Below are 26,360 nucleotides of genomic sequence, written 5' to 3'. Positions count from 1 at the left end.
TTTATTTTAATGAGTAAATTACTCAATATACAATTTCTTAATTTTCGGAATCGGTCCGCCACATTTAACTTCGTGGCATTTGATACAAGCATCAATTCCGTTATTAAAATGTTCTTTAGCATTTTTTGGATCTTGATAAATCAATTCCTGAGCTTTGATAAATTTAGCTGCTTGTTCATCGAAAAAAGCATCTTTATCGGTTTCATCCGTCATTACTGCTTTATGAATACGAATAAAATGTTGCGGAAATTTACCAATGGTATCGCCTTTCATGATGCGTTCTTTCAAACGTTCATTATCAACATACATTTGTTCCATAAGAGCTGCCATTTCTGACATTTCGTACATTTCAAAACCGTCTTTATTTACTTTTGAATCGGTTTCACAAGCTTCTTTATCTGTAACTTTTTCATCCAGTTTCTTATCACAAGAAATCGACAAAATAGCAAAAGATACTAGTAGAATTAACTGTTTCATTATTTAGCAATTAAAACACCATTTGCCATAAACGAGTATGTTACTTTTGGCTCTACAATACTGTCAATTGCTGCTTGTGATTTTCCAGCATCTTTTGCATAATGTTTTAAAACATCAACACTTTCAACACTTACAAATGCTTTTCCGTTCACAATAACTTCTTTATCTTGTGCATTTTTTGGAACGAAGAAACCATAGTCTTTAAATTTTACAAAAGCTTCTTTATCATCTGCTAAATCTAATGTCATCCAACAACCTTTCTTTTGACAAACTTCGTTGATTCCTGATTTGAATTTTACTTCTAAAGTATCGCCTTCTTTTAAAGATTTGAATTTTTCCATCATTTCAGCATTCGATAAAGCGCCTTCAGATGAAATAGAGTCGCCAAAAACAGCATAATCTACTTTAGCAATTTCTGGAGTAGTTTCTTTTTTTTGTTCACAGCTAACAAATGCAATAGTTAGAAGTGATAGAGTAAGTATTTTTTTCATTTTAATTGTGAATAATTTCAACAAAAATAACGATATTTTTTATATTTTCGGAGCATCAAAAAAGAAAATTTCATCTCTTGTAAAAGAAGTTAACGACACTAAGATTTCTTATTTATTTAGGTGATTTAAAATCAATTTAAAGTTTTTATCAAGATAAAATTTTGTCAGTTGTTGATAATTATTTTTTGGTAAGTAAAAATAAAACTTCTTTTTTTTAGTAAATTTGCAACGAATACGTAAAAATCTACCTTTTTTTTGTTGATTTTACAAAACTATAAATTATAACAGTTTGACCCTAATGGAATTAAAAACTTTAAACGAAATTGAAATTATTTCGGCTCCTCATTCAAAAATCAGCGAGGTTGATTTTGAAAACCTAACCTTTGGTAATGTCTTTACAGACCATATGTTAGTATGTGATTATGTAGATGGAGCATGGCAAAAACCTGTTATAGAACCATATGCACCTTTCATGATTGATCCTTCTGCAAAAGTATTCCACTACGGACAAGCTATTTTTGAAGGAATGAAAGCTTACAAAGATGAGCAAGATGACGTTTGGTTGTTTAGACCCGATGAAAATTATCACCGTTTTAATAAAAGTGCTACCAGAATGGCAATGCCAGAAGTTCCTGAAGATGTTTTCTTAGGAGGTTTACACCGTTTATTAGAAATTGAAAAAGAATGGGTTAAAAAAGGAAAAGGAAATACTTTGTATATCCGTCCTTTTATGATTGCAACCGGACATGGTGTAATTGCGGCTCCTTCTCAAGAATACCGTTTTATGATTATATTATCACCAGCTCGTGCTTATTATTCTGGTGAAGTTAGAGTACTTATTGCAGAACATTTCAGTAGAGCGGCTAACGGAGGAATTGGTGCGGCTAAAGCTGCAGGAAATTACTCTGCACAGTTTTACCCAACAAAATTAGCAAACGAGCAAGGTTTCCAACAAATCATTTGGACAGATGATGCTACGCATACAAAACTGGAAGAAGCTGGAACCATGAATGTTTTCTTTAGAATTAATGATACAATTTACACAGCACCAACAAGTGAAAGAATCCTAGATGGTGTTACTCGTAAAAGTGTTATCGAATTAGCGCAAAGAGAAAATATTAAAGTAGAAGTACGTTCGGTTTTAGTTGACGAATTAGTAACTGCTGCAAAAGATGGTTCATTAAAAGAGATCTTTGGTGCAGGAACTGCGGCCGTGATTAATCCAATCGTAGGTTTTTCTTATTTAGGTGAATACTATGAATTACCAAAATTAGAAAACTCGGTGGCTTTAGAAATTAAAGAAAAGCTAACTAACATTCAATATAAATTAGCAGAAGACACTTTTGGTTGGACTGTTAAGATATAGTGTTCAGTGTTCAGTGTTCAGTGTTCAGTGTTCAAAATTGAAAAACATATAAGTAAAAAGGCGATTTCAAAATTGAAATCGCCTTTTTTTTATTTTAAAATTTCCTCAAAATTAGGTTTAAAGTAATTTGGACCTTTCATTACTTTTCCGTCTTCTCTATAAATAGGTTTTCCGTCTTCTCCAAGTTTACTCATGTTAGAACGTTGAATTTCATCAAACACTTCTTCAATCTTATGTTGCAATCCGTGTTCTAAAATGGTACCACATAAAATGTATAACATATCGCCTAGAGCATCGGCAATTTCAACGATATCATTGTTTTGAACGGCTTCTAAATATTCTTCATTTTCCTCTTTCATTAGGTTAAAACGAAGTTCATTTTTTAAAGCACCTAAATCGGCTTTCATTTCTTCACTCACTCCTAAACCATAGGTTTCATGAAAAATTCTTACTGCTTTTAATTGTTTTTGCATAATTGACCTTATAAATTTCTCTAAATTAAAAAATTAGATAGTATTAAATTCTTATTTTTGTAAAAATTTTCAATATGTTTTCAACAGGACAAATCTACTTTGCTATTTTCTTTATAATTGCGTTTGTAACCACAATGATATTGGTATACCGTAAAGATTTAAGACAAATGAAACCGTTCTATAAAGGAACCTATTGGGTATTTATTGGATTTTTAGGCTTCATTGGGTTACTCTTTTTAATTAAAGTACTAATGAAAGATTAATTTTCTTACTTTTGAAAAACAAATTCATGCCCTGATGAGAATTTTAAAATACATACTTCTTTTATTGCTTCTATTTAGTGTGGCCTTTGTTGTCTTTGTTGCTACTCAGCAAAGCGACTATAGAGTGGTTCGCTCTAAAGAAATAAAAGCTTCAAAGGATATTGTTTATAATTTTGTTTCCGATAGCACTTCTTTAGTTGATTGGAATCCTTGGGATAAAGACAATGCGGTTTTTAAAAATCTAAAATCAGTTCCAGGTGATACAATTATGCAAACCATTACGGTTTCAGGTGAGAAAAACGATTCCTTTATGCGTTTTCAAAAAACAAAAAAAGGAGCTTTAGTTACTTGGGAATTAAAAGGAAAATTAGATTTTGAATTAAAATTATTGAGTGTTTTACAAGGTGGCGTTGATAATGTATTAGGAGATAAATTAGAAGACGGATTAAACAACATTGACACTTATTTAGTTAAGGATTTGACTACTTATAATATCAAAATTCACGGATTGGTAACCAAACATGCTACCAATTATATCCAACAAATAGATACTTGTTCATTTGCCGATTTTCAAAAAGTTTCTAAAACAATGTTGCAAAATATGATGGCTTTTGTGGAGAAAAACGATATTATCATTACAGGCTTACCTTTTATTACTTATGATACTTGGGATAAACAAAACAAAACAACCATTTTTTCAATGTGTGTTCCGGTTGAGGAAGAAATTTTAACAACTCCAGGAAGCGAAATTTCAGGAGGTCATTTTGATGAATTTTTAGCTGTAAAAACAACTTTAACTGGCGATTATTCTCACAATCAAGAAGCTTGGGACAAAACTTTAGCTTATATTAAAAAGAAAAAACTAATTGAGGATTTAGAAGGAACTAACATTGAAGTCTATAAAGTTAGCTTGCCAAAAGAACGTAAACCTTCAAAATGGGTAACCGAAATTTTTGTACCAATAAAAAAACGAGTTTACATTCCAAAACCAAAACCAGTTGAAACTGAAGTAGAAATCACTACACCTGTAGAAGGAACGACAACTAATACAAATCAATAATTATTTTAAATTTTATACTAATGAATAAACTTTTTTTATCAATTGTTTTTATACTAATTGGATCTTTTATAAATGCACAAGAAGTTGAAATTAAAGACGATAAAGTTCTTTTAGATGGAACACCAATCTTAAAATATGAAAAAATAAACATTTTACAACATTCGTTTTATTCAATAGAAAGCGATGACGAAATTTTACTTTTCAAATGGCATGACAATGAAACGAGTCAATATAATGAAGATGATTATATTATTTTAAATTTTTTAACTGCTAAAGTAAAAGTAGAAACTACAAGTGTGGAGCATGTTATTTCAGGATTAGGTATGAATTCTAAAAAGAACATGCAAAAACTAGTAAAATGGTTGATAAAAGAAAAAGTATTAGATTCAAAAGGAAATTTAAATCCTGAAAAATTACAAACTTTTTACGATAAATATAACGAAGACATTACGCAAAGAACTTCAAGATAAAATAAAAAAAGGACATTTAAAATGTCCTTTTTTTATTCTTTATTCTTTCCTATCAAATGCTTTACAACAGTTTCAGCGGCATGTAAACCAAACAAAGCAGGCATCCAACTGTTCGTTCCGTAAAAAGATTTCTTGAAATTTGTTCCATCAGTGGTTTTAACACTAGAATAATCTGGTCGTTCGTAAGAATATACCACTTTTACTCCTTTTGAAATTCCTTCCATTTTTAAACGCTTGCGTACATTCTTCGCTAACGGACAATATTCTGTTTTGCTGATATCGCGTACTTGAACTTTTTCAGCTTCAAACTTACCTCCTGCTCCCATGTTACTGATTACTTTCACTTTCTTACGCTTACAAGCCACAATCAAATTGATTTTTGGCGTTACGCTATCAATACAATCTAAAACGTAGTCAAATTCAGGTGAAACCAATTCATAGGCGCGTTCTGGAGACAAAAATTCTTCAATGCGTGTTAATTTCAACTCTGGATTAATATCCATTAATCTGTCACCAACAATTTTTACTTTTGGTTCACCAACCGTACTATGCAAAGCTGGCAATTGACGATTAATATTGGTTATATCAACCACATCACCATCCACAATAGTCATCGAACCAACACCAGCACGAGCTAAAAATTCGGCAGCAAAACTCCCTACTCCACCTAATCCAACAACCAAAACATTAGCGTTTTCAAGTTTTTGAATACCTTCTTCTTTAAATAATAAAACTGCGCGTTCTTTCCACTTTGCCATAATAGTGTTGAATCGTTAAATTGATTAATTGTTTAGCTGAAAATCCTTGAAAAATTAGTAAAAACGATAGTTTTCATTTCCTCTACCGAAATTCCTTTTATCGAAGCTGCTTTTTCATACACTTGATAAATGGATTCTTTAATCGTATCGGTTTCTAATAAAACTTGATTTTCGGGTGCAAAGGTAAATACTTTTTCTAAATCTGGATTACGAAGTAAGTATTTTCCAAACGAAAGATAAAAACCGTTATTCAAAAGTGATTTCGCCACTTGTTCGTTTTTTGAAAATCCGTGAATAATCATTGGATTTTCTATTTTCATTTCTCTCTTGATGGCAATTACTTCATCATAAGCCGCAACACAATGCAAAATGATAGGTTTATTTGTTTGCTTTACAATTTCTAATTGCTTCTTGAAAACCGATATTTGTAATTCTAATGAAATTTCGATTCGTTTATCTAAACCACATTCCCCAAATGCTAAACATTCAGACAATTGTAATTTTTCTTTAATGATTTCTAAATCCGATTCTAAACGATTCTCATCAATATACCAAGGATGAATTCCAATAGAGTAATTAGGAATTGAAGCTTCAAATTCCCACGGATATTGATTAACCACTTCAATCACATCCGAAAGATTTGAAAATTTGTGCGTGTGTAAGTTGATATACTTAGTCATGAAATTTCTTTACTCCTGCTAAGATTTCGATATCTAAATCATTTTCTAAAGGTACAATCGGGCACGAATATTCGTAATTATAAGCACAATACGGATTATAAGCTTTATTGAAATCAATTGTCCAAGTTTTGCCTTTTTGAATTTTCATGTCAACATATCTTCCACCGATGTAGCTTTCTTTTCCGCAAGTTAAATCAGAAAATGGTAGGAATAAATAATCTTCATAACCCGGCTTTTTATTCAAATCTATATTCTGATACACATTTAGTTTAAATGCTTTATCATCAATTTTGAAGTGTAATTCACCATATTTTTTGTACAATGGAGTTCTCGAAGTTGTCGTTTTCATACCAAAAGGCTTTTCCTTTTTGGTTCTAATAAAAGTTGCTTCAACAATATATTTTTCATTTATCGAAAAGAAATCCAAACCTTTAAATTGCTTTAAATCCTCTTTAGTCAAAGGACTTTTCAATGAATCTGCATAACTTTTATTCAAATCAGATTGAAATTTTTCAGCCGAAGACAAGTCTTTTTGAGCAAATGTCATTGTTGAAAATAATAAGAAAATCAAAAGTTTTTTCATTGGATTCATTTTTTACAAAAATATATAATTTCTATAACATTTTAATCGTGTTAGCTTTCGTAAATTTGCGATTCAACTTTAGGTATGTTACAGCGCGCTTTTAACAAATATATCGACAATTTCAGAGGTTTTTCTCGCGAAATTTGGATACTTACACTTATTACTTTCATCAATCGTGCTGGAACCATGGTACTTCCTTTCTTGTCTAAATATTTAAGAGAAGATTTAGACTTTTCATACAATCAGGTGAAGTGGATATTGATAAGTTTTGGATTGGGTTCCATTGTAGGTTCTTGGTTAGGAGGGAAATTATCTGATAAAATTGGTTTTTATAAAATCATGATTTTCAGTTTAATGACCAGTGGAATTGCTTTTTTTGGATTACAATTTGTCACTAGTTTTGAAGGGTTACTTGTCGCTATGTTCTTCATAATGGTAGTTGCCGATATGTTTCGTCCAGCCATGTTTGTATCCTTGGGAGCTTATGCAAAACCAGAAAACAGAACTCGAGCCTTAACCTTAGTTAGATTAGCTATTAATTTAGGCTTCGCTGCTGGACCAGCACTTGGAGGATTATTAATTATGACTGTGGGATACAAAGGTTTATTTTGGGTGGATGGTGCCACATGTATTTTAGCCATTTTAATATTTTGGATTAAAGTAAAAGAAAAGAAAAAATCAAAATATACCGATAAAGAACATCCTGGCGAAATCCTAACCAATTCTGTTTTCAAAGACAGACCTTTTTGGATATTTCTTGGTGCTACTTTAATTACTGGAATATTATTTTTCCAATTGTTCACTACTATTCCGTTGTATCATAAAGAGCAATTTAATTTATCCGAATTACAAACAGGATTATTGTTAACTCTAAATGGTGTTTTAATCTTCTTTTTAGAAATGCCAATTGTAAGTTATATCGAACGCCATAAAATTAACAAGCTAAAAGTCATTACATTAGGCTGTTTGGCAATGGCAATAAGTATGTATTTACTTTTAGTCAACCAATGGGCAGGCATTTTAATCATTATGATGTTGTTTATGACATTTGGTGAAATGTTTGTATTTCCTTTCTCTAATTCATTTGCTATAAGTCGCGCACCTAAAGGCCATGAAGGTCGCTATATGGCAATTTTTACCATGAGTTACAGCACAGCACATATTTTAAGCGCCGAAGCTGGTATGGATATGATTCGTTTGTTTAGCTATCAAAACAATTGGTTCTTCATGGGAACACTTGGTATCATTGGTGTTTTACTCTTTATTTGGACCATGAAATTGGTTAAATATGAACCGCCAAGAAATATATAAACTAAAAATTTAGTTAAATAACTATAAAAATAGTTGTAAAACTAAAAATATAGTTATAAGTTTGACTTATCAAATTGAAAGTCATGCAAAAACTAACCAACAAAGAAGAAGAAATCATGCACATTTTATGGAAGCTTAAAAAAGCTTTTGTAAAAGATATCATGGAAGAAATCACCGAAGATAAACCCCATTACAATACACTTTCTACCATTGTTCGTAATCTTGAAGAGAAAGGTTATGTTGGGTATAATGCCTACGGAAAAACACATCAGTACTTCCCGATTGTTGCCATTGAAGATTACCGAAAAACGTTTATGAATACAGCTATTGATAACTATTTCAATAGTTCGTATAAAAATTTGGTTTCCTATTTTGCCGAAGAAGATAAAATTTCGGCAGACGAACTTCGTGAGATTTTAGCTTTAATCGAAAAAAAGAAATAGTATGGAAAATCTACTGATGTATTTTGCCAAAGTAAACGGACTTATCATTTTATTTTATTTGATGTACGTTGTTTTCCTACGAAAAGAAACCTTTTTCACCTCAAATCGTTGGTATTTTTTGACTGGGTTATTACTGTCATTGGTTTTACCTTTAATCACTTTTACCAAAACCGTTTGGGTTGAACCAACACCAATTCCTGAATATTATGAAGAAGCAATTCCAATTACATACAACACCATCGAAACTCCTACACAAGCTCCATTAGATTGGTCTTTGATTTTAATGTCAGCTTACATCGTAATTTCTATTTTAATTATTTTGAAGATTGGAATGGAATTAGTTTCATTTTTCAGAAGGATTCAAAAACAAAACAAGCAAAAAGAAAGTGATTATACGTTGGTAGATTCAAATTCAGCTGAAAATCCTTTTTCATTTTTTAGTTACATCGTAATTAATAAAGAAATGTTTACTGAAGAAGAATTACAGCATATTTTAACGCACGAGAGCATTCATGTAAAACAAAAACATTCATTTGATGTGCTAATCGGAAAAGTGTTTTGTGCTATCTTTTGGGTAAACCAAATCATTTGGTTCTACCGAAAAGCGATGTTGCAAAACCTTGAATTTATTGCTGATAACGAAACTTTTCAACAAATCGAAAACAAATATTTATATCAAAAAACCTTATTAAAAGTAGTGACTCATCAACACGACTTAAGTATTACTAATCAATTTTATCAATCATTAATCAAAAAACGAATCGTTATGTTACACACAAATCAATCACACAAAAAAAATGTTTGGAAGTATGCTACAATTCTTCCGCTATTAGTAGGTTTCATGTTATTGTTTCAAATTGAAACAGTGGCGCAAGTAAAAGAAAATCCACAAAAAGCTCATGCCGTAAAAGTTGAAGCCATTGGTTTTAGTTGGGATAAAAACGCTACTGATGCAGAAATGAAATCAGATGCCGAACAACTGAAAAGTCAAGGAATTGATTATAAATTTTCAAAAATAAAACGCAACAAAAAAGGTGAAATTATTGCCATAAAAATCGAATTTAACGATGGTAAAGGCAATAAAGGCGTAAAAGAAATTAAAGGCGAAGAACCAATTGAACCAATTTATTTTAGTTCTGAAGAAGGAAAAATCGGATTTACCGCTGAACCTGATTATTCGGACTATGTTGTAGATGAAAAACTTTCAAAACAATTTGGAACTGAAATAAAAGTTAAAATGGTTAAAGTTACTGATGAAGTAGATTTTCCAGAACTTCCTACACCACCAACACCTCCAACCCATCCTTTTGAAGATTTGATGGACGCACCAACTCCGCCAGATTTTCCAGAAGTTCCAGATTTTCCTTCAAATATGGATGATAAAAAGGCTATGGAAAAGTATGAGAAAGCAATGGTTTCTTTTGAGAAAAAGATGAAATCAATAGAGCCTAAAATGAAAGAATTTGAGAAAAAAATGGAAGTTTATGAAAAGGAAATAAAACGAAAAGAACCTGACATGAAAAAATTTGAAGAAGAAATGAAAATTTTTGAACAAAAAATGAAGGTCTTTGAAAAAGAAATGGAGGTTTATGAGAAAGAAATTGAAAAATCATCAGCCGAATATTACATCAACGGAGAAAAAGTTTCAAAAGAAGAAGTTGAAAAAATACAAACTAATGAAATTGAATCTGTTAATATTAGAAAAAATAGTTCTCCAAACAGAATTGAGATTAAGAAAAAAGAAATAAAAAAAACCAAATAATAATAAAAAATCCCGATTCACTCGGGATTTTTTATTTTACTATATTTGCCAAAAATTAAACGATGTATAAATTACTTGCCAAACTTAATAAAGCACTTTTACCAAGTTTTACCAAACAAGGTTTAGATCCTATCAAAGCTAAAAAATGGCAAAAAGCAATTATTGCTTATCGTTATTACGTTACAATAAAATCTTTGGATTAGTCAATATACGTTTTATTACCGTTTTTGTTGATATAATATTTACCGCCTCTTGGTCCAGTAAATACTTTTTTACCTTTGTACTCTCCAGTAACTTTGTCTTTTACTTTTTTCTCAGCTGCTTTAGATGTTGCCGTTTCTTTTAAGTCTTCTTTTTCTTCAACTTCAGTTTTCTTAACTTTTGTTTTTGTCTCTGTAGCCTTAGTTTTTGTTTCACTTTTAGCTTTTGCTTCTGCTTTGTTAGCTTCTGCTTTCGCTTTTCCAGTTGTAGATTTAGCTTGACCTTTTTCTGAAGCACTATTTGATTTTACTTCTTTCTTAGCTTTTGAAACTTTTTCATCAGTTTCTTTTTTTGCTTTCGAAATTTCTTCTTTTGCTTCTTTTACTTTCTTATCTTGATCTTTTTTAGCATCAGCAACTTTTTTATCAACTGCTTTCTTTTTCTTTTCAGCTGCTTTTTTATCTTTCTCAGCTTTTTCTGTTGTAGCTTTTTTAACTTCTTTAGTTGTTTTGGTTTCTTGTGCTAAAGAACCTAATGTAAATAATAGGGATAAACCCAAAAGAGCGATTTTTTTCATTCGTTTTTGTTTATAGTTATACAATTTTGTGAATTCTATTTACAGGTATCACCACTCCCTGTTTAAGTATTACTCTACTATCCGTAACACCCCAAATAGTAGTTTCTACCATTTTTTTTGACATATCATCCTCAAAGTAAATTTTAATTTTAACATGCTCCAAATTACCTAAGGAAAGCGCTCTGTCTAAATCGTTTTTACGTCCAGATATATCCTCTTTATCTTCTAATACTTCCGATTTTGGAAAATTTAAAGATGCTATTAATTCTTTGTCTATTAATTCAAATGCTGTATTCATAGTTTAATTAGTTAGGTTAGTTTCATAAAATTAAAAAAAAAACTAAATAAAGTCACTTTTTTTCTCTTTTATTTCAAACCTAAAAATAACTTCAAACAATTAACAAAATACATGCAAAAAAAAGAGACTACTTTTCAGCAGTCTCTTTTTCAAATAAAACTATGTAATTAACAGTTTAGAACTTCATACCAACACCTACCCCAATTAACCATGGATTGATATCAACTTCTGCTGGAATACTTAATCCTGGAGCTAAATTTGAAGCATCAACAGTTACGTCAGTACTTAAAAACAAACGTTTAGCATCAAAATTTATGAAAAAAGTATCATCTAACATTAAGTCAAAACCTACTTGTGCAGCATAACCTAAAGCATTATCATAGTCTACACCTGCAACATCACCTGATTTTACGTTGTAGAACAATGTATAATTTACACCAGCTCCAATATATGGTTTGAAAACTTTTTGGTCTGAAGTATAAAAATGGTATTGAGCCGTTAATGTTGGAGGCAATAACCAAACGCTTCCTAAATTTACATCACCCGCAAGTGTATTAATTGCTTGTACATCATGTTTTGCAGTTCCTAAAATTAATTCGGCAGCAAAATGTTCTGTAAAGAAATATGTGAAATCTAATTCAGGAATTAAAGCATTTGAAATAGCAACATCACCATCGATAATACCAATTTTAGCACTTTCGTCTGGAGCAACTCCAACAGCTCTTAAACGAACTTGCCATCTTTTAAATTCATTTGATTTTGATTCTTCTTTTGTTTCGTTATCTTGTGCATTTACAAAATTTACTGTCATTAAAGACATTGCCATTAAAGCAAAAACTATTTTTCTCATTTTTATTTAGTTTAAAAATTATGAGTCAAAGATATTTAGATGTAAAAACCTAAAAACTGATATAAATCATAGATTAAAAAATATTTATATGTAATTATCTTTTTAAAATGCTACAATTTTGATTTACATTTGTGGTCCTTATGCAAAAGACAGTTAACATACTTAATAAACGTGCTAAATTCGATTACGAAATTTTAGACAAATACACCGCTGGAATCGTTTTAACCGGAACCGAAATCAAATCGATTCGTTTGGGGAAAGCTGCTATTACTGAAAGTTTTTGCGAATTTAATGATGGTGAGTTATTTGTAATTAACTCGCACATCGAAGAATATTTATACGGCACACACTACAATCATAAAACGAAAAGTGAGCGTAAACTGCTTTTAAACAAGAAAGAATTAAAGAAATTATTCAAAGATTCTGATAACAAAGGGTTGACGATCGTGCCACTTCGTTTGTTTACCAATGAAAAAGGATTGGCTAAATTAGATATTGCCTTATGTCGTGGTAAAAAGAATTACGATAAACGCGAATCGTTGAAAGAACAAGACACCAAACGTGATATAGCACGAATTAAGAAAAGTTTCTAATCATACTTTTATGAAAGAAATTTTAAAACAAGCCCGAATAGAAAAAGGTCTTTCCACTAGAAAGTTAGCGGAACAAGCAAAAATCGACCAAGCTTTGATTAGTAAGTTTGAAAACGGATTTCGCATTCCAACAAAAAAACAAATTCAAACGCTAGCTCAAATTTTAGAAATCGACATAAAGCCTTTATTAGTAGCTTGGTACAAAGTGAAGCTAGACCATAATTTCGATTTAAATCCATTTGCCATTCAAGCTATTACTGAAATTCTTCAAGAAAAAGGCATTGAAGTTGGGAATTCATCTAAAGAAAAAGAAATTACTTCCATCTTAGACGAATTGGAAGTTTTGAAACAAAAATTAACGAATCTTCGCTAGTTAGTTTTTGTTTTCCAAAAGCGGTACAAATCGGAAATCACCAAATTCATGCTTCTCGAATTGCGTTTCGTTTTTACGAATCAACAACGTCATGATTTGTTCTTTTTCACCTACTGGAATTACTAACCTACCTCCTATTTTCAATTGTGCCATCAAAGGTTGCGGAATAAATGGCGCTCCAGCCGTTACAATAATACTATCAAAAGGAGCATAGTTTGGTAATCCTTTGTAACCATCACCAAAAGACAAGTGTTTTGGGCGAATGCTTAACTTTGGTAACAGAATTGAAGTGGTTTTAAATAATTCATTTTGGCGTTCAACTGAATATACTTTGGCACCCATCAAACATAAAACAGCCGTTTGGTAACCACTTCCAGTTCCAATTTCTAATATTTTATGATCTTTTTCTACTTCCAATAATTGCGATTGAAAAGCCACAGTGTAGGGTTGGGAAATGGTTTGACCAGCTCCAATAGGAAATGCCTTGTCTTGATAGGCAAAATCTTCAAAACTAGAATTTAAAAACAAATGGCGCGGAATTTTACTAATGGCTGCCAATACATTTTTATCGGTAATTCCTTTGTCTTCCAACTGTTTTACGAGCTGATTTCTAAGTCCTTGATGCTTATTAGTATCTTTCAATTTGGGTACGAATTTATTTTGTAAAAATAGAAAACAAATTGTCAATTATCAATTAAGATTTATCAATTAATTTCTATTTTTGTTGAAAATACTTTTTTATGCTTAAAGTTGGAGTTTTAGGTGCTGGTCACCTTGGAAAAATACATTTGAGATTATTAAATCAATCTGAGAAATATGAATTAGTAGGCTTTTACGATGCTTTTGAAGAAAACGCCAACAAAGTAGCAGCCGAATTTGGTTATAAAAAATTCGATTCTATTGCCGAATTAATCGCTGCAGTAGATGTGGTAGATATTGTAACGCCAACCATGCAACATTTTGATTGTGCAAAACAAGTTATCGAAGCCGGAAAGCATATTTTTATCGAAAAACCAATTTCAAATACTGTAGCAGAAGCAGAAGAAATTATCGCTTTAGCTAACAAATTCAATGTAAAAGGTCAGGTTGGACATGTAGAACGTTTCAACCCTGCGTTTACTGCAGTAAAAGATAAAATCAACAATCCGATGTTTATTGAAACGCATCGTTTGGCAGAATTTAATCCTCGTGGAACAGATGTTCCTGTGGTTTTGGATTTAATGATTCACGATATTGATGCTATTTTAAGCGTTGTAAAATCAAAAGTAAAATCTATTAACGCGAGTAGTGTTGCGGTGATTTCAGATTCTCCAGACATTACCAATGCACGAATTGAATTTGAAAACGGTTGTGTAGCAAATATTACTTCGAGCCGTATCTCCATGAAAAACATGCGCAAATCGCGTTTCTTCCAAAAAGACGCTTATATTTCTGTTGACTATTTAGACAAAGTTTGTGAAATAGTTCGCATGCAAGATGCGCCAGAAGTTCCAGGTGATTTTGATATGATTTTACAAAATGCAGAAGGTGTAAAAAAACAAATCTATTTTGACAATCCAAATGTACAAGCTAATAATGCCATTTTGGACGAATTAGAAACATTTGCAGATGCTATCAATAACAACACCACACCCATCGTAACATTAGAAGACGGAACCGAAGCATTACGTGTGGCGTATCAGATTATTGATTGTATGAAAAGATAGTTAATGAAGCAAATAATATTATTAATCTCAATCATATTCACTTTATTTTCCTGTTCAGAAAAAAGAGTTAAAGACAAAGATGAGTTAGTTTTAGCAGAATTTATAATTGAAAAAAATGGAGTATATTATAAAGGATGCTGTGAAAGTCACATTGGAGACAAATTTGATGGTTCAGGAAATTATTATCACGATAATGGAAAATTAAAAGGTAATTATACTATTAAAAATGGAATTCCGGAAGGAATTTGGAATAGCTTTAATTCTGATGGTTCCAAAAAAATAGACCTTTATTTCAAAAATGGAAAAATTATTAAAAAAATAAAATACAAAAAATGAACACAATAGCTGTAATTGGAGCAGGAACTATGGGTAACGGAATTGCTCATACTTTCGCGCAAAGCGGATTTACCGTAAAATTAATCGATATTTCAGACAAATCATTAGAAAAAGGAATGGCAACTATTGCTGCAAACCTTGACAGAATGGTAACTAAAGGAACTATTACGGAAGATGATAAAATCAAAACCATAGGAAATATTATTACGTATACAGACATCAAAGATGGTGTTGTAGGTTGTGATTTAGTAGTAGAAGCCGCTACAGAAAACGTAACTTTAAAAATGAACATCTTCAAACAATTGAGCGAAGTTTGTGAGCATAACGTAATTTTAGCTTCAAACACTTCTTCAATTTCTATCACGCAAATTGCAGCACAAGTAGTACATCCTGAACGAGTTATCGGAATGCACTTTATGAATCCGGTGCCAATCATGAAATTAGTTGAAATTATCCGTGGATATTCTACATCGGATGAAGTGACTAAAATCATCATGGATTTATCAGTAAAATTAGGAAAAACTCCAACAGAAGTAAACGATTATCCAGGTTTCGTAGCCAACAGAATCTTAATGCCAATGATTAACGAATCGATTGAAACGTTATACAACGGAGTTGCTGGAGTACAAGAAATTGACACGGTAATGAAATTAGGAATGGCACACCCAATGGGACCATTACAATTAGCAGACTTTATTGGATTAGACGTTTGTTTATCTATCCTAAACGTAATGTACGACGGATTCAAAAATCCAAAATATGCACCATGTCCGTTATTAGTAAATATGGTAATGGCTGGAAAATTAGGAGTTAAATCTGGAGAAGGTTTCTACGATTACTCAGAAAGCAAAAAAGCAGAGAAAGTTTCGAAACAATTTTCTAAATAAAGTGAAAAGTGATTAGTAATTAGTGAATAGCTAGTTACTAATCACTAATTACTAATCACTCAAAAATGGCCAAAATAAAACCTTTTAAAGCAGTTCGTCCGGTAGCAGATAAAGTTGCCTTAGTTACTTGCAGAACGTACGACGATTATAGTTCGGCTGAGCTTGCTGCTTGGTTGGATTTTAATCCGTATTCGTTTTTGCATGTGATTCATCCTGCTTATGCTAATGCACAAAAAGTGTCATTGGAAAAGCGTTTTAAAGCCGTTGCTAACAAATATCAAGATTTTAAACACGACCAAATTCTGATTGAAGAAGAACATCCTGTTTTTTATCTGTACGAAATCCAGTCAAAAGGACAAACTTTTACTGGAATTATTGCCGGAACTTCGGTTAAAGATTACCAAGATAACGTCATCAAAAAACACGAAGACACCTTGCAATATCGCGTGGAATTGTTCAAAGATTATTTACATCAAACGAATTTTAACACCGAACCCGTTTTGATCACTTATCCAGATAGTGTGGAGATTAATACGTTTATTGCGTTGCGAAAAAAGAGTAAGCCTGTTTACGAATATTCGACTACCAATAAAGAAAAACACACGCTTTGGAAAATTGATACGCAATCAGAAATCGATTGGCTACAAGAACATTTCGAAAAAATTCCGAATTTATATATTGCCGATGGACATCATCGTTCGGCTTCAGCTGAATTGTTGTACGAGCAAGACAAGCATTTAGGTAATGAAAATCTGAATTATTTCATGAGTTTTTTAATTGCTGAAAGTAATGTCAAAATTTACGAATTCAACCGATTGATTCGCGATTTGAATGGTTTAAATAAAGAAGAATTCATCAAAAAATTATCCGAAAACTTTATCATCAAAGCAAAAGACCAAGAAATTTGGAAACCCCAAAACAAGTTTGAATTTGGAATGTATTTAGATGGTAGTTTTTATGCTTTATTTTACAAACACGAAAACCACATAGCAACCACTGTTTTAGATGATTTAGATGCCCAAATTTTATACGATAAAGTATTGTTCCCAATATTAGGCATCGAAGATTTAAGAAACGACGAACGCATTGATTATATTCCAGGAAAACAATCGATTTCGGTAATAAAAGATTTAATAGACGAAGGCGAATTTGAAGTAGGCTTCATGCTTTACCCTTCCGATATCAATGAAATTAAAGCGTTAGCAGATAACAATCTAATCATGCCTCCAAAATCAACGTACATTGAACCGAAGTTTAGAAGTGGTTTGGTGATTTATGAGTTGTAGGTTTGGTTTCATGTTTCATGTTTAAAAACAATTTTGTCATTTCGACAAAGGAGAAATCGCATTAAAAAAAATAAAATGGCTGTAGATAATCCATCAATAATAGATTTTATAAGCATAACTCCCGAAAATGAAGTTCAATTAACAATTTCGGATCATTTAAATTGGGATGATGAGAATCACTTTTTACATCTTCAAAATAAAATTAATTCCTATTTAGAAGTTGTTGAGAGTAATCAGATTTATGAAATTTATCCAGAGGCAACAGGAAAACAAATAGTTATTAATGTTGCATTAAAATACAAACCAAATAAAGAAGCTAAAGATTTTTTGAATGAAATAGCTATTTTTTTAAAGTCAAACAATTTTAATTTTGATTACTCAGTAATAAAATAGAATACAATGTCAATCTCAAAAAACCTCAATAACATAAAATCCCAACTTCCAACTCACGTTACATTAGTTGCGGTTTCAAAAACCAAACCTGTAGCAGAATTAATGGAAGCGTATGATGCTGGCCAACGTATTTTTGGAGAAAACAAAATCCAAGAAATGACCGATAAATGGGAAGTCATGCCAAAAGACATCGAATGGCATATGATTGGTCACGTGCAAACCAACAAAGTCAAATACATGGCGCCTTATGTGAGTTTGATTCATGGTGTTGATAGTTTGAAATTACTGCAAGAAATCAACAAACAAGCCGCAAAAAATAATCGTGTGATTGATTGTTTGTTACAAGTCTACATTGCCGAAGAAGAAAGCAAATTTGGTTTAGATGAACAAGAATTGGAAGAGCTACTGAAACTAGTTCAGAATGACAAAGAAAACTATAAAAACATCAGAATCGAAGGTTTAATGGGAATGGCAACCTTCACAGAAAATAAAAACCAAATCGAAAAAGAATTCAAACATCTGAAAACGATTTTTGATAAACACAACCAACTTGAAACTTCAAACTTGAAACTTGAAACCCTTTCAATGGGCATGTCGGGCGATTATCAACTCGCAATTTCATGCGGAAGTACGATGGTTCGAATAGGAAGTAGTATATTTGGATCCAGATAAAAAATGCAATATCAAAAGTCAATTGCAAAATTCAATAAAAAATGGAAAATAAATACGATATTTTTAGTGAAAAAATTTTCAATTTTGAAGACAGATTAGTTCGATTTGCAGGAGAATGTATTTTATTTACTAGAAATTTGAGTAAGTCTTACGAAAATGAGTATTACAAAAATCAATTAATAAGATCTTCGGGAAGTTCTTCATTAAATTTTGGTGAAGCGCAAGGAACAATTTCTGACAAAGATTTTGTTTTTAAAGTAGATTTATCAGTAAAAGAATTAAAAGAATCACGAAATTCGTTGAAAATATTAAACTATATAAAAGAAGGAGATGAAACTATAAGACTTTTGCTTTTAAAAGAAGTTGAAGAATTAATAGCAATCGCATCAAAAATGATAATTAACAAAAAATAATCTTTCAATAACAATATCAATAGCAAAATTCAAATTTCAATAGTTTATTAATAGATATTGTTTTTTGATATTTAATTTGATTTTTGATATTGATTTTTGATATTGCCATTAAAATGTACTGTATACTCGACATAGAAACCACTGGAGGCCAATTCAATGAAGAAGGAATTACCGAAATCGCCATTTATAAATTTGATGGTCATGAGGTTGTGGACCAATTCATTAGTTTGGTCAATCCTGAAAAGCCAATTCAACCTTTTGTGGTGAAATTGACTGGGATTAACAATGCCATGCTTCGAAGTGCTCCAAAATTCTATGAAGTTGCTAAAAGAATTATCGAAATTACTGAAGGTTGTGTAATCGTAGCACACAATGCATCATTCGATTATCGTATTTTAAAAACCGAGTTCAGACGTTTGGGTTACGATTTTAAAAAGCAAACGCTTTGTACTGTTGAATTAGCTAAAAAATTAATTCCGGAACAAGAATCGTATAGTTTAGGAAAATTAGTTCGTGCGTTAGGAATTCCTATGGCAGATCGTCACAGAGCTAGTGGTGATGCAATGGCAACTGTAAAGTTGTTCAAAATGTTGATGGCAAAAGACGTTGAAAAAGAAATCGTAAAAAGTTTCATTAAGACGGAAATCAAATCGGGAATTTCACCAAAACTATTGGATATTGTCGAAAATTTACCTTCAAAAACAGGAATTTACTACATACACAATGAGAAAGGCGATTTGATTTACATTGGTAAAAGTAAAAACATCAAAAAACGCGTCAACCAACATTTCACTGGAACTTCAAGTAAAAGTAAAAAAATACAACGCGATGTATTTGCTGTCACAGTTGAAGAAACCGGAAGCGAGTTAATTGCTCTTTTGAAAGAAAGTGAAGAAATTAAAATCAATAAGCCAATTTACAACAGAGCACAACGTAAAAGCATTTTTCAATATGCCTTATACATGCATAAAAATGAAGCAGGCTATTTAGCGTTAAGTGTTGAAAAAGCAGATGGTCGTAAAAAAGAAATTACATCTTTCACAACCTTACAAGAAGGAAGAAATGCTTTATTTAAAATTACAGAAAAACACAATTTGTGTCAGAAAATCAATGGTTTGTACATCACAAAAAACGATTGTTTTCAACATAAGATAAAAGAATGTAATGGTGCTTGTATTGGCGAAGAAACACCAGAAAGTTATAACGAAAGAGTAACCGAATTTATAGAGGAAAACGCTTTTGAAAACAACAATATGATTATCATTGATCGCGGTAGAACTTTTGATGAAAGAAGTGCCGTATTAATTGAAAATGGTGTTTACAAAGGCTATTGCTTTTACGAATTAAATTATCAGATTACCAACATCGATATTTTGAAAAATATCATTATTCCAATGCAACATAATCGCGATATTAAAACGATTATTCAAAGCTATTTACGCAAAAACAAGGTTTACAAAGTAATTAAGTTTTAATTGTTTAATTTTGTTACTATGAGTGAAATTAAGTCAAAATACGAAATTTTCAAACAAAAAGCACACATTATCATCTACGGCACTAATACAGTAGCTGGTCGACTTTTTGATTTAATTTTGTTAGGCTTAATTTTACTAAGTGTTGTATTAGTAATGCTAGAAACCGTAAAAGGATTTGATGCAAAATATCACGCTTATTTAGTATTTTTTGAATGGGTAATTACTGTATTTTTTACTTTAGAATACATTTTACGAATTATTACCATCAAAAAACCAATCAATTACGTTTTAAGTTTCTACGGAATCATCGATTTGATTGCTATTTTACCTATGTATTTATCCTTTTTCATTACTGGAACCAGTGTATTTGCAGTAATTAGAGCATTACGATTGTTACGATTATTCAAGATTTTAAATCATCCCCAATTCAATAATCAATCTACACATTTAAAAGAATCATTAATTGCTAGTCGAGGCAAAATATTGATTTTCATGTATTTTATGTTAATTAGCACCATAATTATTGGTTCTGTAATGTATGTTGTTGAAGGAGAAGCAAGCGGATTTACAAGTATTCCAATGGGGATTTATTGGGCAATTGTAACTTTAACAACCGTTGGTTATGGAGATATTTCACCCGTTACGCCACTTGGTCAATTTTTAGCATCGTTTGTAATGATAATGGGTTACGGAATTATCGCAGTTCCTACCGGAATTGTCTCTGCAGAATTTGCTAAAAACAAACCAACTGTAAAAGAAAGTGAAACCAAAGTGTGTCAAAATTGTGGAAGTCACGAACATTATGTAAACGCGAAGTTTTGTCAAGATTGCGGACACGAATTATAAAATGAATTACCTAATCACTATCATCGGGCCAACAGCCATTGGAAAAACGGCGCTAAGTATTGCTTTGGCACAACATTTTGGTTGCGATATTATTTCGTGCGATAGTCGTCAGTTTTTTAAGGAAATGAAAATTGGTACTGCTGTTCCGAGTGATGAAGAATTAGCTGCTGCACCACATCATTTTATCCAAAATAAATCGATTTTTGAATCCTATTCTGTTGGTGATTTTGAACAAGAAGCTTTGACTAAATTAGAAAAGTTATTTCAGAAAAACAACATTCAAATTATGGTGGGTGGTTCTGGATTATATGTAGATGCGGTTTTAAAAGGATTTGATGATTTTCCTGATATTGATAACTCAGTTAGAGATGAAATAAATGCAAAATTTGATAGTTTAGGAATCGAATATCTACAACAACAATTACAAGAATTAGACTCGGAATATTATACAAAACTTTCAACAGAAAATCCTCAAACCTTACAAAATCCGCAACGTATGAAACGCTTTGTAGAAGTTTGTATTGGAAGTAGAAAACCGTATTCAAGTTTTATTGGAAAACGAAAAAATGTGAGAAACTTCACTCCAATCATTATTGGTTTAGAAGCGGACAGAGAAATGATGTACAACAGAATTAACCAACGCGTTGATATTATGCTAAATGAAGGACTTTTAGCCGAAGCGCAATCACTTTATCCAAATAAACAATTGAATGCCTTACAAACCGTTGGTTACAGAGAATTATTCGATTATTTTGATGAAAAAACTACCTTAGATTTCGCCATCGAACAAATTAAAATGAATACGAGACGTTTTGCTAAACGCCAAATTACCTGGTTTAAACGAACCGAAAATGTAAGTTGGTTTGATTATTTGACCGATAGAAAAGAGATTATAAAAATGATTGAATTAACAATAAAATAACGCAACTTATTCTAAATTAAATCATCTTTATAAAAAATTTAAAAATGAAAAAGTTACTATTACTCCTGGTATTTACATATATCTCTTGCGGAATACCATATGATGGTGAAACTATTGTAAGTATAAAACTAAAAGTAGTTAACTCAGAAAACGAACCATTGGCAAATGAAAAGGCATTTATTGGAACAAGTTATGATGATGATAGTTACGATTTTTCAACTTATAAAAAAACTTCTAATCAACAAGGTTTTATAGAATTTGATATGTTTAAACCAACTAATAGCTCAAGTCTAATCTTAGAAAATTCTATAGAATATTTACCTGTTTATATAAACGGATTAAGCGATGATTATTTTGAAGGCTTAAATTGGGATTTAGGAACATTAAACTTATTCAAATTAGAAGAAATTATTGGATTTACAATTATTTCTAATCAAATTAGCTCAAATAAAATTATTTATAAAATTGATGTTGATGCTGTAAAATATGAAGAACAAATCAATTTGTATAATGAAGATTTTATTTATGATGAACCTCAATTATTTTATCAAGTAAAAAAGAATCAAACATTTGAACTTAATTATCAAATTAAAAATACAATAACTGAAGAAATAGAATATTTTTCTATTCCATTAACTATAAATAATGATGAATTAAATTACACATTAACATACTAAGTTATGAGAAAAATATTCATTATCATATTTGTGTTATCGAGTACTTTGGCTTTTAGTCAAAAGGAAGCAAAGAATAAAATTGTAGATTTTAATCCCACATTTAGATTTGGTTTTCAATTACCGATTCAATTTGGAAATAACTATTTTTCAAAAGATTTAAGATCTGGATTTGGATTTCATTCATCGTTATCATTAGTCAAAATTTATAATTTCAGACTAAGTTTAGGTTATGAATTTCAAAAATTAAGAGTAGAAAATTCAGATAAAATTGGAAATTTTGATTTTATAAATTCAAATACTTACCAGTTTATTTTAGAATATGAAATACCATTAAATTCAAAATTTGACCTTAATCCAACAATAAGTTATGGACAGTGTCGATTCAATTATAAAGAAAATACTGGAGGGAGTATATTAGCAAAACAAAATTTAGAAGAAATTAGATTGGGTAGTTATATAAACTATAATTTAAATAAAACTTTTGCCGGTTATGCTGGATTACATTTTTCTCATTTTTATAATTCAAATTTGAATGCAAGTCCAGAAAATAAAGATTACTTTGGCAAAGGAAATAAATTTATTATCTCATTAGGAATCTTAATACATTAAAATGCCCATCTCACCCAACTTTACTTCCATCTTAGAACAAGAATACGAAATCAACTTTCTGCAATGCTATCCAAATGGTTTGTTGAAATATACCGATTTATGCAATATTTTTCAAATCACAGCCGGAATTCATGCCGATTTAGGTGGAATAAGCTTTAGCGATATGCAAGAACATCACCAAGCTTGGGTGATGAGTAAAATGCGTTTGGAAATTATCAGTTTACCGAAATGGAAAGAGAAAGTAACCGTAAAAACTTGGATAAAATCGTTAGAAAATTCGCGTTCAACTCGTTGTTTGGAATTGTATCGAGGTGATGAAAAATTAGCAGGATGTGAAACGTATTGGGCAGTTTTAAATACACAAATCAGAAGACCTGAAAATTTAGCTTTACCACACGAACATTTCATTAAATATCCAGAACACAGCGCAACAGAAAAATCGGTGCAACGAATTAATTTAGATGTTCCTTTTGAAAAAGTTTTGGATTATAAAGTTCAGTTATCGGATTTAGATATTGTAAATCATGCAAACAACGTAAAATACTTAGAATGGTGTCTGAATACGATGGATAGAAAATTTGTCTTAAAACAGCACATAAAAGGTTTTGAAATGAATTTCCTAAAGGAATTGAATTTAAATGACGAAGTTATAATTTCAAAAAACGAAAATACCTATACGATTTCTAAAGAAGATAAGATTTGTTTCGCATTAGAAATAAACGAATAAAAAAAGTCCTGATTGCTCAGGACTTTTTTGTTATTTTTTGATTACTAATCTAAAACCTTCTCCGTGAATGTTTAAGATTTCTACGTTTTCATCTTGTTTCAAGAATTTTCTCAATTTAGCGATGTAAACGTCCATACTTCTTGAAGTGAAGTAATTATCGTCTCTCCAAATTTTGGTTAACGCTAATTCTCTTGGCATTAAATCATTTTCGTGAAGTGCTAACATTTTTAATAATTCGCACTCTTTTGGAGATAATTTAATTGGTTCTTGTCCTGGAAAAGTTAAGAAACGTAATTTTGAATTTAAGTGGAATTTACCAATTTCGAACTCAAATTTAGTTGTATCTGGTTTTACTTCTGATGCTTTTCTTTGGATAATAGCTTTAATTTTCATTAAAAGTACTTCCGAATCAAACGGTTTGTTTAAATAATCGTCTGCTCCTACTTTATATCCTTTTAAAACGTCTTCTTTTAACGTTTTAGCAGTTAAAAAGATGATTGGCACTTCTTGGTTTTTCTCACGGATTTCTCTCGCTAAAGTATAACCATCTTTATAAGGCATCATAACATCTAAGATGCATAAATCAAAAGTATCTTTTTTAAATTTTTCAAATCCTTCCATTCCGTTTTTAGCCAACGTAACATCAAAATCATTTATCATTAAATAATCTTTAAGTACGGCGCCGAAATTGGGATCGTCTTCAACTAATAATATTTTCTTTGCTTCCATAGTATTTGTGTAAGTTTTTTTTAATTTATTAATGGCAATTTTATAATAAAGGTACTACCCTTTCCTTTTTCACTTTCAACAAAAATTTGTCCGTTGTGATCTTCTACAATTTGTTTTACATAAGACAAGCCTAAACCATGTCCTTTTACGTTATGCAAATCACCAGTATGTTCTCTGTAAAATTTCTCAAAAACTCTTTTTTGAGCTACTTTACTCATTCCTGCTCCTTGATCTTGAATTTTTATTACAATAAAATCTTTAATATTTTCTGTAAACACATCAATGATTGGAGCTGCTGGCGAATATTTAATCGCATTATCTAATATATTTACCAAAACATTGGTAAAATGAACTTCGTTTAAAAGGATCGTATTTCGTTGTGCATTAAAATGCTGGTGAACTATACCTTCTCTATCTTCTACAATTAAACTAACGTGTTCAATTGCATCTTCTATTATTTCAGTAACATCTCTTGGTTCTTTAGAAATGTCTAACTCATTTTTCTCTAATTTAGAAATTCGCAACACATTTTCCACCTGAGCGTGCATACGTTTATTTTCTTCTTTTATCATTTGAAGGTAACGTTGTACCTTTTCCTTATCGTCTATAATTTTTGGGTTCTTTATCGCGTCTAAAGCTAAATTAATTGTAGCAATTGGCGTTTTGAACTCGTGTGTCATGTTATTAATGAAATCGGTTTTGATTTCAGAAATTTGCTTTTGTTTAATTAACTGATTTAAAGCACTTGAATACGTTAAAACGATAACCAAAGTAAACAACAAAGACAAACTTGATATTCCAATCAACGATGAAAAAACGAATTTATTTTTATGAGGAAAACTCACTAACAATTGATACTTTGAAAGTCCTTCATTGTCTTGAAAAACCGGAATTCCGTACGTGGTATTGATGTCGTATTTAAAATCTTCTGAACGTACTTTTGTTGCTAAACCGTTACTATAAATTCCAAACTCAAATGGTGTTTCTACTCCATATTTATTGAGTTCAGCTTTTAAATATTTTCCTAATTGTTCAGTTGAAACTCTTTCTTGCAAGGGTTTTAAAGACACGACATCTTTAAAAGCTACTTCAAAATTTGCTTTATCTAAACTAGAAACACTACCTGATTTTTTTACAGTAACATCTGGAAAAGAACGCATTTGTAAACTTCCATCATTTAATGTGTTCCCGTTATAAATTTCTGTTTTTCTCTTAGAAACTACGTTTCCAAAATTGACTGAATTAGCATTTTTATCAAAGAACGAACCGTTTATACCGTAGTTTTCTGCCACTAAAGTATTGGTATAAATTATAGTTTCATTTGTTTTTTTATCGCGTTCGTAGAAATAAATTTCTTTTAATTCGTCTTCTTGTGGAACTTTTCCTGTACTATCAATAATTTTATTGTAGTGATTATAGAAAGCAACTAACTCCTTTTCTTTAATCGTATTGGAAACATTTCCTAAAACTTGCTGAACGTGATACTTGAATTCCTCTTCATTTTTATCCAATGAAGTAGAAATCCAATATAATTGAACTAAAATGATTCCTATTAATGACAAACTCATTAAAAAGACCAATAATCTAAACCTTGATTTATTCATCGAAACAAATTTAACATTTTAACATTTATTGTTAAAATACATTAACCAA

At 30.9% G+C, this 26,360-nt stretch carries 35 protein-coding genes; 23 read left to right on the top strand and 12 right to left on the bottom strand.

The annotated features are described in order from the left end of the window. Positions 1 to 18 precede the first annotated feature (18 nt). Together AAEO58_RS06215 and AAEO58_RS06210 are read right to left on the bottom strand one after the other, a co-directional pair. Positions 19 to 477 carry a hypothetical protein gene (locus tag AAEO58_RS06215; protein WP_264369640.1) on the bottom strand — a complete coding sequence of 153 codons (459 nt, stop codon included), beginning with the start codon at positions 475 to 477 and terminating at the stop codon, positions 19 to 21. Further along, positions 477 to 968, bottom strand: a complete 492-nt coding sequence (locus tag AAEO58_RS06210; RefSeq protein ID WP_341682676.1) for a DUF4920 domain-containing protein — start codon at positions 966 to 968, stop codon at positions 477 to 479. The genes AAEO58_RS06215 and AAEO58_RS06210 overlap by 1 nt, the downstream gene beginning before the upstream one ends. Before the next feature lie 298 nt (positions 969 to 1,266). On the opposite strand from AAEO58_RS06210, the gene AAEO58_RS06205 reads away from it, so the two are divergent. Next, on the top strand, positions 1,267 to 2,334 hold the full coding sequence (locus AAEO58_RS06205) for a branched-chain amino acid aminotransferase (RefSeq protein WP_341682675.1): 1,068 nt from the start codon (positions 1,267 to 1,269) through the stop codon (positions 2,332 to 2,334). 89 nt (positions 2,335 to 2,423) lie between these two features. Here the strand turns inward: AAEO58_RS06205 and AAEO58_RS06200 are convergent, their stop codons facing one another. Continuing rightward, on the bottom strand, positions 2,424 to 2,807 hold the full coding sequence (locus AAEO58_RS06200) for a pyrophosphohydrolase domain-containing protein (RefSeq protein ID WP_133607486.1): 384 nt from the start codon (positions 2,805 to 2,807) through the stop codon (positions 2,424 to 2,426). A gap of 74 nt (positions 2,808 to 2,881) precedes the next feature. On the opposite strand from AAEO58_RS06200, the gene AAEO58_RS06195 reads away from it, so the two are divergent. From AAEO58_RS06195 to AAEO58_RS06185, 3 genes are read left to right on the top strand one after another with little or no spacing between them, the layout of a single operon-like run. Further along, on the top strand, positions 2,882 to 3,070 hold the full coding sequence (locus AAEO58_RS06195) for a hypothetical protein (RefSeq protein WP_133607488.1): 189 nt from the start codon (positions 2,882 to 2,884) through the stop codon (positions 3,068 to 3,070). A gap of 34 nt (positions 3,071 to 3,104) precedes the next feature. Then, positions 3,105 to 4,130: a GyrI-like domain-containing protein gene (locus tag AAEO58_RS06190; RefSeq protein WP_341682674.1), complete on the top strand. Its 1,026-nt coding sequence runs from the start codon at positions 3,105 to 3,107 to the stop codon at positions 4,128 to 4,130. Positions 4,131 to 4,150: 20 nt separating this feature from the next. Then, complete coding sequence (locus AAEO58_RS06185; protein WP_341682673.1) at positions 4,151 to 4,600, top strand: hypothetical protein; 450 nt, start codon at positions 4,151 to 4,153, stop codon at positions 4,598 to 4,600. 32 nt (positions 4,601 to 4,632) lie between these two features. On the opposite strand, the gene AAEO58_RS06180 is transcribed toward AAEO58_RS06185, so the two are convergent. From AAEO58_RS06180 to AAEO58_RS06170, 3 genes are read right to left on the bottom strand one after another with little or no spacing between them, the layout of a single operon-like run. Next, positions 4,633 to 5,358 carry a tRNA threonylcarbamoyladenosine dehydratase gene (locus AAEO58_RS06180; protein WP_341682672.1) on the bottom strand — a complete coding sequence of 242 codons (726 nt, stop codon included), beginning with the start codon at positions 5,356 to 5,358 and terminating at the stop codon, positions 4,633 to 4,635. A 32-nt stretch (positions 5,359 to 5,390) separates the two neighbouring features. After that, positions 5,391 to 6,038 (bottom strand): TatD family hydrolase, encoded by a 648-nt coding sequence (locus AAEO58_RS06175; RefSeq protein WP_341682671.1) that lies wholly within the window; start codon positions 6,036 to 6,038, stop codon positions 5,391 to 5,393. Further along, positions 6,031 to 6,621, bottom strand: coding sequence for a DUF1684 domain-containing protein (locus tag AAEO58_RS06170; protein ID WP_341682670.1), 591 nt, complete (start codon positions 6,619 to 6,621; stop codon positions 6,031 to 6,033). Before AAEO58_RS06170 ends, AAEO58_RS06175 begins: the two co-directional genes overlap by 8 nt. An 84-nt stretch (positions 6,622 to 6,705) precedes the next feature. Here AAEO58_RS06170 and AAEO58_RS06165 point away from each other — a divergent pair, with 84 nt between their 5' ends. The 4 genes from AAEO58_RS06165 (at position 6,706) to AAEO58_RS06150 (ending at position 10,340) form a co-directional block, all read left to right on the top strand. Continuing rightward, positions 6,706 to 7,932, top strand: coding sequence for an MDR family MFS transporter (locus AAEO58_RS06165; protein WP_133607500.1), 1,227 nt, complete (start codon positions 6,706 to 6,708; stop codon positions 7,930 to 7,932). 83 nt (positions 7,933 to 8,015) lie between these two features. Continuing rightward, positions 8,016 to 8,375 carry a BlaI/MecI/CopY family transcriptional regulator gene (locus AAEO58_RS06160; protein ID WP_341682669.1) on the top strand — a complete coding sequence of 120 codons (360 nt, stop codon included), beginning with the start codon at positions 8,016 to 8,018 and terminating at the stop codon, positions 8,373 to 8,375. Between the two features lies 1 nt (position 8,376). Next, positions 8,377 to 10,137, top strand: coding sequence for a M56 family metallopeptidase (locus AAEO58_RS06155; protein ID WP_341682668.1), 1,761 nt, complete (start codon positions 8,377 to 8,379; stop codon positions 10,135 to 10,137). Positions 10,138 to 10,199: 62 nt separating this feature from the next. Beyond that, positions 10,200 to 10,340: an SsrA-binding protein gene (locus AAEO58_RS06150; RefSeq protein WP_133607505.1), complete on the top strand. Its 141-nt coding sequence runs from the start codon at positions 10,200 to 10,202 to the stop codon at positions 10,338 to 10,340. Here the strand turns inward: AAEO58_RS06150 and AAEO58_RS06145 are convergent. From AAEO58_RS06145 to AAEO58_RS06135, 3 genes are all read right to left on the bottom strand, one after another. Beyond that, complete coding sequence (locus AAEO58_RS06145; protein ID WP_341682667.1) at positions 10,337 to 10,915, bottom strand: hypothetical protein; 579 nt, start codon at positions 10,913 to 10,915, stop codon at positions 10,337 to 10,339. The genes AAEO58_RS06150 and AAEO58_RS06145 overlap by 4 nt on opposite strands. A 16-nt stretch (positions 10,916 to 10,931) precedes the next feature. After that, complete coding sequence (locus tag AAEO58_RS06140) at positions 10,932 to 11,213, bottom strand: hypothetical protein (protein WP_341682666.1); 282 nt, start codon at positions 11,211 to 11,213, stop codon at positions 10,932 to 10,934. A 175-nt stretch (positions 11,214 to 11,388) separates the two neighbouring features. Beyond that, positions 11,389 to 12,063, bottom strand: a complete 675-nt coding sequence (locus AAEO58_RS06135; protein ID WP_133607512.1) for an OmpW/AlkL family protein — start codon at positions 12,061 to 12,063, stop codon at positions 11,389 to 11,391. 140 nt (positions 12,064 to 12,203) lie between these two features. Between AAEO58_RS06135 and smpB the strand changes: the two genes are divergently transcribed. Then, positions 12,204 to 12,656 (top strand): SsrA-binding protein SmpB, encoded by a 453-nt coding sequence (smpB, locus tag AAEO58_RS06130; RefSeq protein ID WP_133607514.1) that lies wholly within the window; start codon positions 12,204 to 12,206, stop codon positions 12,654 to 12,656. Positions 12,657 to 12,666: 10 nt separating this feature from the next. Continuing rightward, positions 12,667 to 13,029 (top strand): helix-turn-helix domain-containing protein, encoded by a 363-nt coding sequence (locus AAEO58_RS06125; protein WP_133607516.1) that lies wholly within the window; start codon positions 12,667 to 12,669, stop codon positions 13,027 to 13,029. Here the strand turns inward: AAEO58_RS06125 and AAEO58_RS06120 are convergent, their stop codons facing one another. Beyond that, on the bottom strand, positions 13,030 to 13,671 hold the full coding sequence (locus tag AAEO58_RS06120; RefSeq protein ID WP_341682665.1) for a protein-L-isoaspartate(D-aspartate) O-methyltransferase: 642 nt from the start codon (positions 13,669 to 13,671) through the stop codon (positions 13,030 to 13,032). Positions 13,672 to 13,769: 98 nt separating this feature from the next. Here AAEO58_RS06120 and AAEO58_RS06115 point away from each other — a divergent pair, with 98 nt between their 5' ends. The 13 genes from AAEO58_RS06115 (at position 13,770) to AAEO58_RS06055 (ending at position 23,978) form a co-directional block, all read left to right on the top strand. After that, positions 13,770 to 14,735, top strand: coding sequence for a Gfo/Idh/MocA family protein (locus tag AAEO58_RS06115; RefSeq protein WP_341682664.1), 966 nt, complete (start codon positions 13,770 to 13,772; stop codon positions 14,733 to 14,735). A 3-nt stretch (positions 14,736 to 14,738) separates the two neighbouring features. Beyond that, a complete protein-coding gene (locus AAEO58_RS06110; protein WP_341682663.1) occupies positions 14,739 to 15,071 on the top strand; it encodes a toxin-antitoxin system YwqK family antitoxin in 333 nt (110 codons plus the stop codon). Further along, positions 15,068 to 15,958, top strand: a complete 891-nt coding sequence (locus AAEO58_RS06105) for a 3-hydroxyacyl-CoA dehydrogenase family protein (RefSeq protein WP_341682662.1) — start codon at positions 15,068 to 15,070, stop codon at positions 15,956 to 15,958. Before AAEO58_RS06110 ends, AAEO58_RS06105 begins: the two co-directional genes overlap by 4 nt. Positions 15,959 to 16,023: 65 nt before the next feature. Then, on the top strand, positions 16,024 to 17,244 hold the full coding sequence (locus AAEO58_RS06100; protein WP_341682661.1) for a DUF1015 domain-containing protein: 1,221 nt from the start codon (positions 16,024 to 16,026) through the stop codon (positions 17,242 to 17,244). Positions 17,245 to 17,319: 75 nt separating this feature from the next. Beyond that, the gene (locus AAEO58_RS06095; protein WP_341682660.1) at positions 17,320 to 17,637 is read left to right on the top strand and encodes a DUF6572 domain-containing protein; all 318 of its coding nucleotides are present in this window, start codon (positions 17,320 to 17,322) and stop codon (positions 17,635 to 17,637) included. A 6-nt stretch (positions 17,638 to 17,643) separates the two neighbouring features. After that, positions 17,644 to 18,309: a YggS family pyridoxal phosphate-dependent enzyme gene (locus AAEO58_RS06090; RefSeq protein ID WP_341682659.1), complete on the top strand. Its 666-nt coding sequence runs from the start codon at positions 17,644 to 17,646 to the stop codon at positions 18,307 to 18,309. Between the two features lie 41 nt (positions 18,310 to 18,350). Next, positions 18,351 to 18,722, top strand: coding sequence for a four helix bundle protein (locus AAEO58_RS06085; RefSeq protein WP_341682658.1), 372 nt, complete (start codon positions 18,351 to 18,353; stop codon positions 18,720 to 18,722). A gap of 113 nt (positions 18,723 to 18,835) precedes the next feature. Then, on the top strand, positions 18,836 to 20,197 hold the full coding sequence (locus tag AAEO58_RS06080; protein ID WP_341682657.1) for an exonuclease domain-containing protein: 1,362 nt from the start codon (positions 18,836 to 18,838) through the stop codon (positions 20,195 to 20,197). Positions 20,198 to 20,215: 18 nt separating this feature from the next. Continuing rightward, positions 20,216 to 21,043 (top strand): ion transporter, encoded by an 828-nt coding sequence (locus AAEO58_RS06075; protein ID WP_341682656.1) that lies wholly within the window; start codon positions 20,216 to 20,218, stop codon positions 21,041 to 21,043. Between the two features lies 1 nt (position 21,044). After that, positions 21,045 to 21,965 carry a tRNA (adenosine(37)-N6)-dimethylallyltransferase MiaA gene (gene miaA / locus AAEO58_RS06070; protein WP_341682655.1) on the top strand — a complete coding sequence of 307 codons (921 nt, stop codon included), beginning with the start codon at positions 21,045 to 21,047 and terminating at the stop codon, positions 21,963 to 21,965. Between the two features lie 44 nt (positions 21,966 to 22,009). Next, positions 22,010 to 22,642, top strand: coding sequence for a hypothetical protein (locus AAEO58_RS06065; protein ID WP_341682654.1), 633 nt, complete (start codon positions 22,010 to 22,012; stop codon positions 22,640 to 22,642). A 3-nt stretch (positions 22,643 to 22,645) separates the two neighbouring features. Next, the gene (locus tag AAEO58_RS06060) at positions 22,646 to 23,251 is read left to right on the top strand and encodes a hypothetical protein (protein WP_341682653.1); all 606 of its coding nucleotides are present in this window, start codon (positions 22,646 to 22,648) and stop codon (positions 23,249 to 23,251) included. A gap of 1 nt (position 23,252) precedes the next feature. Continuing rightward, positions 23,253 to 23,978 carry an acyl-[acyl-carrier-protein] thioesterase gene (locus AAEO58_RS06055; RefSeq protein ID WP_341682652.1) on the top strand — a complete coding sequence of 242 codons (726 nt, stop codon included), beginning with the start codon at positions 23,253 to 23,255 and terminating at the stop codon, positions 23,976 to 23,978. Between the two features lie 30 nt (positions 23,979 to 24,008). Here the strand turns inward: AAEO58_RS06055 and AAEO58_RS06050 are convergent, their stop codons facing one another. Continuing rightward, positions 24,009 to 24,707 carry a response regulator transcription factor gene (locus AAEO58_RS06050; protein WP_133607538.1) on the bottom strand — a complete coding sequence of 233 codons (699 nt, stop codon included), beginning with the start codon at positions 24,705 to 24,707 and terminating at the stop codon, positions 24,009 to 24,011. A gap of 20 nt (positions 24,708 to 24,727) precedes the next feature. Next, positions 24,728 to 26,311, bottom strand: a complete 1,584-nt coding sequence (locus AAEO58_RS06045) for a sensor histidine kinase (protein ID WP_341682651.1) — start codon at positions 26,309 to 26,311, stop codon at positions 24,728 to 24,730. Between the last annotated feature and the right edge of the window lie 49 nt (positions 26,312 to 26,360).

The sequence above is a fragment of the Flavobacterium helocola genome (genome assembly GCF_038289885.1).
Taxonomy (GTDB): Bacteria; Bacteroidota; Bacteroidia; order Flavobacteriales; family Flavobacteriaceae; genus Flavobacterium; species Flavobacterium cheniae.
The sequence above is the reverse complement of the archived record's forward strand: the minus strand, read 5'-3'. Positions and strand labels throughout refer to the sequence as shown.

Bases quoted from the DNA above. Each gene is read 5' to 3' on its own strand.
- AAEO58_RS06050 (WP_133607538.1), bottom strand. From the start codon at position 24,707: ATGGAAGCAAAGAAAATATTATTAGTTGAAGACGATCCCAATTTCGGC.
- AAEO58_RS06090 (WP_341682659.1), top strand. From the start codon at position 17,644: ATGTCAATCTCAAAAAACCTCAATAACATAAAATCCCAACTTCCAACT.
- AAEO58_RS06195 (WP_133607488.1), top strand. From the start codon at position 2,882: ATGTTTTCAACAGGACAAATCTACTTTGCTATTTTCTTTATAATTGCG.
- AAEO58_RS06175 (WP_341682671.1), bottom strand. From the start codon at position 6,038: ATGACTAAGTATATCAACTTACACACGCACAAATTTTCAAATCTTTCG.
- AAEO58_RS06200 (WP_133607486.1), bottom strand. From the start codon at position 2,807: ATGCAAAAACAATTAAAAGCAGTAAGAATTTTTCATGAAACCTATGGT.
- AAEO58_RS06150 (WP_133607505.1), top strand. From the start codon at position 10,200: ATGTATAAATTACTTGCCAAACTTAATAAAGCACTTTTACCAAGTTTT.
- miaA (WP_341682655.1), top strand. From the start codon at position 21,045: ATGAATTACCTAATCACTATCATCGGGCCAACAGCCATTGGAAAAACG.
- AAEO58_RS06135 (WP_133607512.1), bottom strand. From the start codon at position 12,063: ATGAGAAAAATAGTTTTTGCTTTAATGGCAATGTCTTTAATGACAGTA.
- AAEO58_RS06210 (WP_341682676.1), bottom strand. From the start codon at position 968: ATGAAAAAAATACTTACTCTATCACTTCTAACTATTGCATTTGTTAGC.
- AAEO58_RS06125 (WP_133607516.1), top strand. From the start codon at position 12,667: ATGAAAGAAATTTTAAAACAAGCCCGAATAGAAAAAGGTCTTTCCACT.
- AAEO58_RS06110 (WP_341682663.1), top strand. From the start codon at position 14,739: ATGAAGCAAATAATATTATTAATCTCAATCATATTCACTTTATTTTCC.
- AAEO58_RS06185 (WP_341682673.1), top strand. From the start codon at position 4,151: ATGAATAAACTTTTTTTATCAATTGTTTTTATACTAATTGGATCTTTT.
- AAEO58_RS06155 (WP_341682668.1), top strand. From the start codon at position 8,377: ATGGAAAATCTACTGATGTATTTTGCCAAAGTAAACGGACTTATCATT.
- AAEO58_RS06140 (WP_341682666.1), bottom strand. From the start codon at position 11,213: ATGAATACAGCATTTGAATTAATAGACAAAGAATTAATAGCATCTTTA.
- AAEO58_RS06165 (WP_133607500.1), top strand. From the start codon at position 6,706: ATGTTACAGCGCGCTTTTAACAAATATATCGACAATTTCAGAGGTTTT.
- smpB (WP_133607514.1), top strand. From the start codon at position 12,204: ATGCAAAAGACAGTTAACATACTTAATAAACGTGCTAAATTCGATTAC.
- AAEO58_RS06205 (WP_341682675.1), top strand. From the start codon at position 1,267: ATGGAATTAAAAACTTTAAACGAAATTGAAATTATTTCGGCTCCTCAT.
- AAEO58_RS06065 (WP_341682654.1), top strand. From the start codon at position 22,010: ATGAAAAAGTTACTATTACTCCTGGTATTTACATATATCTCTTGCGGA.
- AAEO58_RS06100 (WP_341682661.1), top strand. From the start codon at position 16,024: ATGGCCAAAATAAAACCTTTTAAAGCAGTTCGTCCGGTAGCAGATAAA.
- AAEO58_RS06160 (WP_341682669.1), top strand. From the start codon at position 8,016: ATGCAAAAACTAACCAACAAAGAAGAAGAAATCATGCACATTTTATGG.
- AAEO58_RS06170 (WP_341682670.1), bottom strand. From the start codon at position 6,621: ATGAAAAAACTTTTGATTTTCTTATTATTTTCAACAATGACATTTGCT.
- AAEO58_RS06060 (WP_341682653.1), top strand. From the start codon at position 22,646: ATGAGAAAAATATTCATTATCATATTTGTGTTATCGAGTACTTTGGCT.
- AAEO58_RS06055 (WP_341682652.1), top strand. From the start codon at position 23,253: ATGCCCATCTCACCCAACTTTACTTCCATCTTAGAACAAGAATACGAA.
- AAEO58_RS06215 (WP_264369640.1), bottom strand. From the start codon at position 477: ATGAAACAGTTAATTCTACTAGTATCTTTTGCTATTTTGTCGATTTCT.
- AAEO58_RS06075 (WP_341682656.1), top strand. From the start codon at position 20,216: ATGAGTGAAATTAAGTCAAAATACGAAATTTTCAAACAAAAAGCACAC.
- AAEO58_RS06105 (WP_341682662.1), top strand. From the start codon at position 15,068: ATGAACACAATAGCTGTAATTGGAGCAGGAACTATGGGTAACGGAATT.
- AAEO58_RS06145 (WP_341682667.1), bottom strand. From the start codon at position 10,915: ATGAAAAAAATCGCTCTTTTGGGTTTATCCCTATTATTTACATTAGGT.
- AAEO58_RS06045 (WP_341682651.1), bottom strand. From the start codon at position 26,311: ATGAATAAATCAAGGTTTAGATTATTGGTCTTTTTAATGAGTTTGTCA.
- AAEO58_RS06115 (WP_341682664.1), top strand. From the start codon at position 13,770: ATGCTTAAAGTTGGAGTTTTAGGTGCTGGTCACCTTGGAAAAATACAT.
- AAEO58_RS06190 (WP_341682674.1), top strand. From the start codon at position 3,105: ATGAGAATTTTAAAATACATACTTCTTTTATTGCTTCTATTTAGTGTG.
- AAEO58_RS06080 (WP_341682657.1), top strand. From the start codon at position 18,836: ATGTACTGTATACTCGACATAGAAACCACTGGAGGCCAATTCAATGAA.
- AAEO58_RS06095 (WP_341682660.1), top strand. From the start codon at position 17,320: ATGGCTGTAGATAATCCATCAATAATAGATTTTATAAGCATAACTCCC.
- AAEO58_RS06085 (WP_341682658.1), top strand. From the start codon at position 18,351: ATGGAAAATAAATACGATATTTTTAGTGAAAAAATTTTCAATTTTGAA.
- AAEO58_RS06180 (WP_341682672.1), bottom strand. From the start codon at position 5,358: ATGGCAAAGTGGAAAGAACGCGCAGTTTTATTATTTAAAGAAGAAGGT.